The 7,948-nt window shown below is 69.5% G+C and carries 7 protein-coding genes and 1 pseudogene; all 8 read right to left on the bottom strand.

The genetic code is table 11. The annotated features are described in order from the left end of the window. Positions 1-911: pseudogene (locus V6M56_RS12510) on the bottom strand (protein norD); the annotation flags it as partial. A gap of 10 nt (positions 912-921) precedes the next feature. Then, positions 922-1,740: a CbbQ/NirQ/NorQ/GpvN family protein gene (locus tag V6M56_RS12505; RefSeq protein ID WP_442881147.1), complete on the bottom strand. Its 819-nt coding sequence runs from the start codon at positions 1,738-1,740 to the stop codon at positions 922-924. 70 nt (positions 1,741-1,810) lie between these two features. Beyond that, positions 1,811-3,175 (bottom strand): cbb3-type cytochrome c oxidase subunit I, encoded by a 1,365-nt coding sequence (locus V6M56_RS12500; protein ID WP_332684138.1) that lies wholly within the window; start codon positions 3,173-3,175, stop codon positions 1,811-1,813. 22 nt (positions 3,176-3,197) lie between these two features. Then, on the bottom strand, positions 3,198-3,650 hold the full coding sequence (locus tag V6M56_RS12495; RefSeq protein ID WP_332684136.1) for a c-type cytochrome: 453 nt from the start codon (positions 3,648-3,650) through the stop codon (positions 3,198-3,200). A 406-nt stretch (positions 3,651-4,056) separates the two neighbouring features. Further along, positions 4,057-5,166, bottom strand: a complete 1,110-nt coding sequence (locus V6M56_RS12490; protein WP_332684135.1) for a siderophore-interacting protein — start codon at positions 5,164-5,166, stop codon at positions 4,057-4,059. Between the two features lie 38 nt (positions 5,167-5,204). Then, the gene (locus tag V6M56_RS12485) at positions 5,205-6,344 is read right to left on the bottom strand and encodes an ABC transporter substrate-binding protein (protein WP_332684133.1); all 1,140 of its coding nucleotides are present in this window, start codon (positions 6,342-6,344) and stop codon (positions 5,205-5,207) included. Further along, positions 6,341-7,198, bottom strand: a complete 858-nt coding sequence (locus V6M56_RS12480) for an alpha/beta hydrolase (RefSeq protein ID WP_332684132.1) — start codon at positions 7,196-7,198, stop codon at positions 6,341-6,343. Before V6M56_RS12480 ends, V6M56_RS12485 begins: the two co-directional genes overlap by 4 nt. 11 nt (positions 7,199-7,209) lie before the next feature. Further along, a partial coding sequence (locus V6M56_RS12475; RefSeq protein WP_332684130.1) for a TonB-dependent siderophore receptor occupies positions 7,210-7,948 on the bottom strand: 739 nt, incomplete at its 5' end.

The raw sequence follows: 7,948 nt of genomic DNA, 5'->3' as shown, positions 1-7,948 counted from the left end.
TCGTCGGCCGCCTCCGGATCATGCTCCTCGCTGTCGTCGGAGGGGCGGTCGACCGCGACCATCTCCGACATCGCCAGGATCTTCTCGAAGCGGTTGAGGATGAAGGGGCTGCGCTCGCGCCAATCCTGCGCCGTCTCGTCGCGGCTGGCGGCCTGGGCCTGCATCTGCGCCTCGGCGCGGTTCGCCGCCGGCGGCGGCTGGTCCTCGTCGCCCCGGCGCGCCCGGGCAGGCGCGGTCGCGCTCGCCAGCGGCCAGAGCGGCACGCCGAGCGCCGGCAGATAGCCGGGCGGCGCCTTGGCCGGCCAATCGGCGGCTGCGATCGAAATCTCCTCGCCGCCCAGCACAGCGCAGATCAGGGCCTCGACCCTGGCTTCCGTCGCGGGCAAGCCCTCGCGACGCCGGCCGGCGTGCAGCGCCGTCGCCAGCCGCCGATAGACCGGGGCGAAACCGGGAAAGCTCGCCAGCACCGCCGCGACCAGCTGGCGCGCGGCCGCGACCAGGGCGAGGTCGCGATGGAGCGGATCTGCCTCCGCCACCGGCCGGGGCGTCATCGCGGCCATGCAGGCGGCGAGCCAGACATAGAGGTCGCGGTTGAGAGCGGCTTCCGGGAACAGCGCGATCTGCGCCGGGAGCTGCAGGCTGTCCGGCGTGCGCAGCGCCAGCGCCAGCCGCTCCTCGCCGAGGCCGACGCGCTGGCGCAGGCCTAGCCGGTGGCTCGCCACGCGCTCGCGGGCGGGGACGATCCTGACGCCGGGCTCGCCGCCGAAGCCGCGGAAGCAGACGGCCAGCGAGGGGGCCATCGCGGCCAGCGTCACGACCGCCTGCGGATGATGCGGCAGGCTCGCCGTCTCGCCGACGAGCTTGTGCCAGAAGCGCCCGACGGTCTCCTCCAGCTCGAGGAAGTCCAGCATCGCCGAGCTCCTAGCCGAGGACCGCGCGGGCGATCTCGATCAGCCCGGCCTTGACCTCGGGCTCGTCGGTCAGCGGCTCGATGATCGAGGCTTCGATTGCCTGCGGTCGCGGCAGCCCGGCGGCGATCAGGCTGGCTGCATAGACGACGAGGCGGGTCGAGACGCCCTCCTCGATGTCCTGCCCCTTGAGCGTGCGCAGGCGCCGCGCCAGGTCGACCAGCGGCGCGACCGCGCTTTCGTCGAGGCCGCTCTCCTGCGCGACCACGGCGATCTCCTGGGCGCGCGGCAGGAAGTCGAAGCTGATGGAGACGAAGCGCTGCCGGGTCGAGGGCTTCAGGTTCTTCAGCAGGTTCTGGTAGCCGGGGTTGTAGGAGACCGCGAGCATGAAGGAGGAGGGGGCGGCGAGCAGTTCGCCGGTGCGCTCCAGCGGCAGGATGCGCCGGTCGTCGGTGAGCGGGTGCAGCACCACGGCGACATCCTTTCGCGCCTCGACGATCTCGTCGAGATAGCAGAGGCCCCCCTCGCGCACGGCGCGGGTCAGCGGTCCGTCGACCCAGACGGTCTCGCCGCCCTTGAGCAGATGCCGGCCGGTCAGGTCGGCGGCGGAGAGATCGTCATGGCAGGCGACGGTGAAGAGCGGCAGGCCGAGCCTTCCCGCCATATGGGCGACGAAGCGGGTCTTGCCCGAGCCGGTCGGCCCCTTGAGCAGCAGCGGCAGGCGCTTTTCCCAGGCTTTCTCGAACAGCGCGCGCTCATTGCCGGAGGCGCTGTAGGCGGGGATGTCGACGCTGTCGGTGGGCGGCGCGGTGACGGGGAGGGGCGAGATCATGTTCATCGGCTGAAATCCCTGGAGATATGCGGGAGGCGGCCCGCCGGCGCTCACCGGCGGGCCCTGGGCGTCATTCCGCCGGTTGGGCGAGGCCGAGGGCCTGCGGCGCGCGCTCGCGGCCGGGCACGAGGACCGCCCAGGCGAACATCAGCGCCGAGATCACCACCACGACACCCGAGCCGAGCCGGATCCAGTAGAACAAGGCGAGCTGGTCCTGGACCTCCATGAAGGACTGGCCGAGCACGCGCTGGAGATGCGCCTGGATGACGCCGGCGAAGGTCAGCGCGAAGGTCATCACCATCATCGCCGGCACCATCAGCCAGAAGCTCGCGATCGAGAGCCACTGGTTGTAAGGCGCCCGGTTCTTCAGCTCGGGAAAGGCGTAGGCCATCACCGCCAGGTTCAGCATCACATAGGCGCCGAAGAAGGCGAGGTGGCCGTGGGCCGCGGTGAGCTGGGTGCCGTGGGTGTAGTAGTTGACGAAGGACAGCGTGTTGAGGAAGCCCCAGATGCCGGCGCCGATGAAGGCCATCACCGAGCAGCCGACCGACCAGAGCAGCGCGGCGCGGTTGGGATGGTTGCGCCCCGCCTTCCAGGTCATGTGGACGGTGAAGAGGATCATGGTGAAGAAGGGCGCGACCTCGAGCGTCGAGAACAGCGAGCCGATCCACTGCCAGTAGGCGGGAGCGCCGATCCAGTAATAGTGATGGCCGGTGCCGAGGATGCCCGAGAACAGCGCCAGGCCGACGATGACATAGAGCCATTTCTCCACGACCTCGCGGTCGACGCCGTTGAGCTTGATCATCAGGAAGGCCAGAACCGAGGCCATGATCAGCTCCCAGACGCCCTCCACCCAGAGATGGATGACGTACCACCAGTACATCTTGTCGAGCGCCAGGTTGACGGGGTTGTAGAAGGCGAACAGGAAGAAGATCGCCAGCCCCCACAGGCCGAAGAGCAGGATGTTGGTGACGGTGGTCTTGCGCCCCTTCAGCGAGGTCATGGTGATGTTGAAGAGGAAGATCAGCACGACGACGACGATGCCGACCTTGATCGCGAAGGGCTGCTCGAGGAACTCGCGTCCCTCATGGATGCGGAACAGGTAGCCGACCACCGCGATCGCCGCCGCGATGAAGAACAGCCAGAACTGCAGGACGGCGAGCTTGCGGCTGTAGAGCTCGGTCTGCGCCTCCTCCGGCAGCAGGTAATAGGTCGCGCCCATGAAGCCGAGCAGCAGCCACACCACCAGTGCGTTGGTGTGGATCATGCGCACGATGTTGAAGGGAAGAAGCTCCGACAGCGTATTGGGCAGGACATAGATCAGTCCTGCGACCAGCCCGAACGTCACCTGCGCGACGAACAGCGCCAGCGCGCCGTAGAAATACAGCATCGCGACATTCTGGGTCTTGTATCTTGTCGTGTTGTAGCCGCTCATGGCTCTCTCCTGTCGCGCTGTCTCAGCCGGCATCGTTGGGCGGCCAGTTCTGGGTCTTGATCCGGCTCGTCCATTCCAGGAAATCGGCGAGATCGTTCAGCTCCTGCTCGGTCAGGTTAAACTGCGGCATCTGGCGCCGCCCCTCGATTCCCGTCGGCTGGGCGGCCATCCAGGCTTTCAGGCTCTCGCGCGCCCCGGCGTGATCCTTGTCGCCGCCATAGCGCTTCCAGACATTGCCGAGCTCGGGCGCGAAATAGGCGCCTTCGCCGAGCAGCGTGTGGCAGTTGATGCAGGAGTTGCGCTCCCAGACATGCTTGCCGCGGGCAACCGCCGGGGTCAGCGTCGATTCATCGGTCGACTGCGTCCGCATGAACCAATGGCTGTGGGCGGTGAGCCCGACGAAAATGGCGAAGAAGAAGATCGAGCCGCCGTAGAAGACGTTTCGCGCCCCCGCCTTTGTCAGACGTTCGGCCATGCGTTCACCCTTCCCTTGCGTTTGCGGGGCGACACCGGCGAGGCCGGCTCGAGAAACCCCGCATGCGCGCGGCAAGGGGGCGAGCCGGTGATAGCGAGCCGGCCCGAGGGCTTCTTTGCGTTTGGGCAAACAGGACGAAGGGCCGGCGAGCGTCGACGGATGTCCCGGCGCGGGCGGCCGGCAAAGGTCCGGGGCATTCCGGGAGAGTTCCGCCGGGAATGGCTTCCGATCCGGCCTCAGGCCGGCTCGGGAGCATCCTGCCGGAAGGCGACGACGGGGTGGGGGCACCGCGCATCCCGGCGCGGCAGTTCGCGCGCCGGTCGCCGGCAGGCGATGTCCGGTCCGAGGCGTGGCGGCGCTTGCTGCCGCCCGGCTCTAACGCGGCGGAAAGCTGCGCCTGCCGCCTTCAGGCGGCGCGGGCGGCCGCCTTCTTTTCGAGGGCGTGCTGCTCTTCCGAGACGCCGTTGCGCCAGTAGCTGACGATGAGGTGCTGGTCGCGGGCAGGGCGCAGCCGCTGGCGCGCGGCGGCGCGGACCTGCCTGAAGGTTTCATGCTCCATCGCGGCCCAGAGATAGAGCCCGGGCCCGTCCTCGTCCCAGTCCAGGGCCTCGAAGGCCTGCAGCAGCGGTGCCGCGCCGGGCGCAGCCGGATCGCGATGCAGCCAGCGGATCGCGAAGCCGGCGGGCGCTTCGAGGGCTTGCTCCTCTCGCGCATTGGCGACCTCGAGGACGGCCAGCCCCCGCGCCTCCCGGGGCAGGCTTGCCAGCATGCGCGCCACGGCCGGCAGCCCGGTCTCGTCGGCGAGGAACAGATAGCGCTCGGCTTCGCGCAGTCCGCGCCCGCCGGGGCCGGCCATGCCGATCCGGTCGCCGGCGGCGGCCCGCTCGGCAAAGGCCGAGCCCGGCCCGGCATCGCCATGCAGCACGAAGTCGATGGCGAGCGTGCCGGCGGCGACGTTGATCTCGCGGATCGTGTATTTGCGGACCGCCGGGCGCTGCTCCAGCGGCGGCTGGCTGATCAGCCCGTCCTCGCTCAGCATCGGCCAGGCCGGCTCAGCGAGACCGGCCGGCGGGAAGAACAGGCGCACATGCAGCGCCTCCAGCGAAGCGAAGCGCGCCAGGTTCTCGCCCCGGAAGCGGATGCGGCGCATATGCGGCGTCAGCGGCTCGGTGCCGATCACGGTCAGCACCCGGAAATCGGGCAGGAGCGAGGGGCCGCTGCCATCGCCGCTCCAGCCGCTGCCGGCGACACTGCCGGGCGGCGCGAGCTCGACGACATGGCTCGCGACCGCGAGCTTCATCTCCTGCAGGCCGGCGAGGTCCGGTGCCTCGACACATGCTTCGAGTCTGTCCTCGCCCGCCCGCAGCACGGCCCGGCTCGCGCCCGTGACGATCAGCGTCCCGCCGTCCTGCTCGCTCACCACCGCCTCGTGCTCGATCATGTGCTCGCAGAGCGAACGCAGCACGGCGGCCGGATCGGACAATGTGAAATGGGCATCGGCGCGGAGAATGGTCATGCTCGGGAACTCTTTTTGCTGGGACGCAGCCCGCTGGCTCACGGCTTGGGCTTGGCTGCGCCATCGACCCAGAGCGCGCCCTCGAGCGGAATCGCCGAGAAGCGCGCCGAGATCTCGTTCAGCGTCGCCTGCGGGTCGAGATCGCCGAAGCGCTCCGGGTGGATCCACTTGGCCAGTGCCTCGATCGCGACGATGTGCAGCGGCGTATCGTTGAACAGATGCCAGAGCCCGTGGGCCCGGCCGTTGCGGACGGCGGCCAGGGCGCTGATGCCGGGGCGCGCCACCTGCTTGGCGAAGCTGCGCGCGGCCTCTTCCTGCGAGATGCCGAGCCCGAGCACCAGGCCGCCGCTCTTGGCCAGGTGCAGGCCGCCGGTCGCGACATAGACCGCCGGATCGCTGGCCAGCAACTGTTCGAGGCTGATCTGGCCGGTCGCGCCGGGGATCATGTCGATGGCGATGTTGCGGCCGCCGGCCAGCGCGATGAAATCGTCGAAGGTGCCCTTGCCCGGCGACTGGCAGCAATCGAAGCCGCCGGCATGGGCGTGCATGAAGACGCTCGGGCGGTCGGCGCCGCGCACCCGGCTGGCAATCAGTTCGCGCCGCTCTTCGTAGAAGCGGACATAGGCTTCGGCCTGCGTCTCCCGGCCGATCAGCTTGCCGAGCATGCGCAGGCTCGGCACCGTGTCGCGCAGCGGCTGCAGGTAGAAATCCAGGACGGCGACCGGGATCCCGGCCGCCTCGAAGCGCTCGACCAGATCGCTCGGCCCGTGCCGCGTGCCCGCCAGCGACAGGCTCAGGATCACCAGGTCCGGTGCCAGCGAGACCGTCCTCTCGAAGGAGAAGCTCTCCGGCGTCGCGCCATAGCCCACGGTCGGGATCGCGGCGATCGCCGGAAATTTCGCTGCATAGCGGGCATAGGCGTCGGGGTTCTGGCGCTTTTGATCGGCCCCCCAGCCGGCGAGCAGGCTGGCCGGGTCGGCGTGGATGAGACCGAGCGCATTGAGCTGGCGCCCCTGTGCCAGGACGATGCGCTTCGCCGACCCCGGCAAGGTGATCGTGCGCCCGGCAAGATCGGTCACGGTGACCGGCTCTGCGGCGGCCGGCGCGGCCTGCAGGAGGGCGAGGGCCAGCAGGGCCGGGGCGAGCTGCTTCGCGATCCGTGTCAGCCGGGCGATCATGGGGCGGGAGCTCCTCGAAGCGGGGTTTCCCCGAGCGCGAAGGCCACGGCCCGCGACAGCATGGCCGGGATGACGGAGACATGGTTCTCGCCGTCGAAGACGACATGCTCGCAGTCGAGGCGCCCGGAGGCGGCGAGGTCGGCCGCCATCTCGCGGGCATTGTCGACCATGCGGGCGTTGCGCAGCCTGGCGGCGCGCACCGGATCGCGCTGCTCGTCGCCGCTCCGCTCCTCGCTGCCGACCGTGATCAGCAGCCTCGGCCGCAGGGCTTGCGCGGCGCCCTGCAGGAAGCGGGTTCGCTCGGCGAGGATGGCGCGCTCGTTCCACCAGATCGACGGGCTGCCGGCGACATGGCTGCGGAACAGCGCCGGCCGGGTGAACAGCGCATGCAGCGTGAACAGCCCGCCGAAGGAGTGCCCGGCCAATGACAGCCGGCTGCGGTCGATCGGCGCGAGGTTCGCGGCCAGCGGCAGGACTTCGCCCTCGATCAGGTCGAGGAAGCGGTCGGCCCCGCCGGCATCGGGCAGCAGGTCCTGCCGCCGCCGCTCGGCATCGAAGGGCGCGGCACCCGGATAGCCGATCCCGATAAGCACGGCCGGCTGGACGCCGCTGACTTCCGGGCGGGCCGCCTGCAGCCGGGCGCTGGCGAGCGCGGTGGCGAACAGCGCATCGCCGTCGACCAGGACGAGAACCGGGAAGCCGGCGGCCGGCGCTGCTTCCGGCGGCACCGCGATCAGCAGCCGATAGGGCAGGCCCTGCGGGGAGACGATCTCGAACTGGCGCGCGTAAGGCAGCGCCACCGCCTCGGCCGGCGGACCGCTGCCCTCTTCGTCGCGTGCCGATGCGCGCTGCACGCGGTCTGTCCTCACCAGCGATAGGACAGGGTCGCGAGCACCGTCCGGCGCAGGCCGAAGGAGCACTGCACGGCGCCGTAGCAGCCGACGATATACTCCTTGTCGAACAGGTTCTGGGCGTTGACCTGAACCTTCCAGCCCTTCATCGCGGCGTTGGCGGCGCTAAGGTCATAGCTGATCGCGGCATCGACCAGGGCGTAGTCGTCGGTGAAGAAGGTGTTTCCCGGGTCGCCGGCGCCCTTGCCGACATAGCGCACGCCGGCGCCGAGGCCGAGCCCGTTGAACAGCCCGGTCCTGAAGGTGTAATGCGCCCAGAGCGACGCCATATGGCGCGGCACCACCGTCGGCCGCTTGCCGAGATCGGCGCCGTTGCTCTTCGTGACTTCGGCATCGGTATAGGCATAGGCCGCGACCAGATCGAGGTTCTCAAGTACGGTGGCGCGCGCCTCGAGCTCCACGCCGCGGGCGCGGATTTCGCCGGTCTGGATCTGGAAGCCGACATTGTTCAGGTCGGCCGTCGCCACATTGGTCTGCGTCAGGTCGTAGACCGCCGCCTGGAAGAAGGCGTCGTATCCGGGCGGCTGGTATTTGAAGCCGACTTCATACTGCTCGCCCTCGGTCGGCTTGAACGGCGTGCCGCCGAAGCTCGTCCCGGCCAGCGGCTCGAACGAGGTCGAATAGCTGGCATAGGGCGCAAAGCCGTTGTCGAAATTGTACATCAACGCGACGCGGCCGGTATTGGCGGTGTCG

It is taken from the genome of Allobosea sp. (assembly GCF_036675845.1).
Lineage (GTDB): Bacteria > Pseudomonadota > Alphaproteobacteria > Rhizobiales > Beijerinckiaceae > Allobosea.
The sequence above is the reverse complement of the archived record's forward strand: the minus strand, read 5'-3'. Positions and strand labels throughout refer to the sequence as shown.

What these genes read in the sequence shown, in the direction of transcription:
- V6M56_RS12505 (WP_442881147.1), bottom strand. Translation starts at nt 1,740, where the DNA reads ATGATCTCGCCCCTCCCCGTCACCGCGCCGCCCACCGACAGCGTCGAC.
- V6M56_RS12500 (WP_332684138.1), bottom strand. Translation starts at nt 3,175, where the DNA reads ATGAGCGGCTACAACACGACAAGATACAAGACCCAGAATGTCGCGATG.
- V6M56_RS12495 (WP_332684136.1), bottom strand. Translation starts at nt 3,650, where the DNA reads ATGGCCGAACGTCTGACAAAGGCGGGGGCGCGAAACGTCTTCTACGGC.
- V6M56_RS12490 (WP_332684135.1), bottom strand. Translation starts at nt 5,166, where the DNA reads ATGACCATTCTCCGCGCCGATGCCCATTTCACATTGTCCGATCCGGCC.
- V6M56_RS12485 (WP_332684133.1), bottom strand. Translation starts at nt 6,344, where the DNA reads ATGATCGCCCGGCTGACACGGATCGCGAAGCAGCTCGCCCCGGCCCTG.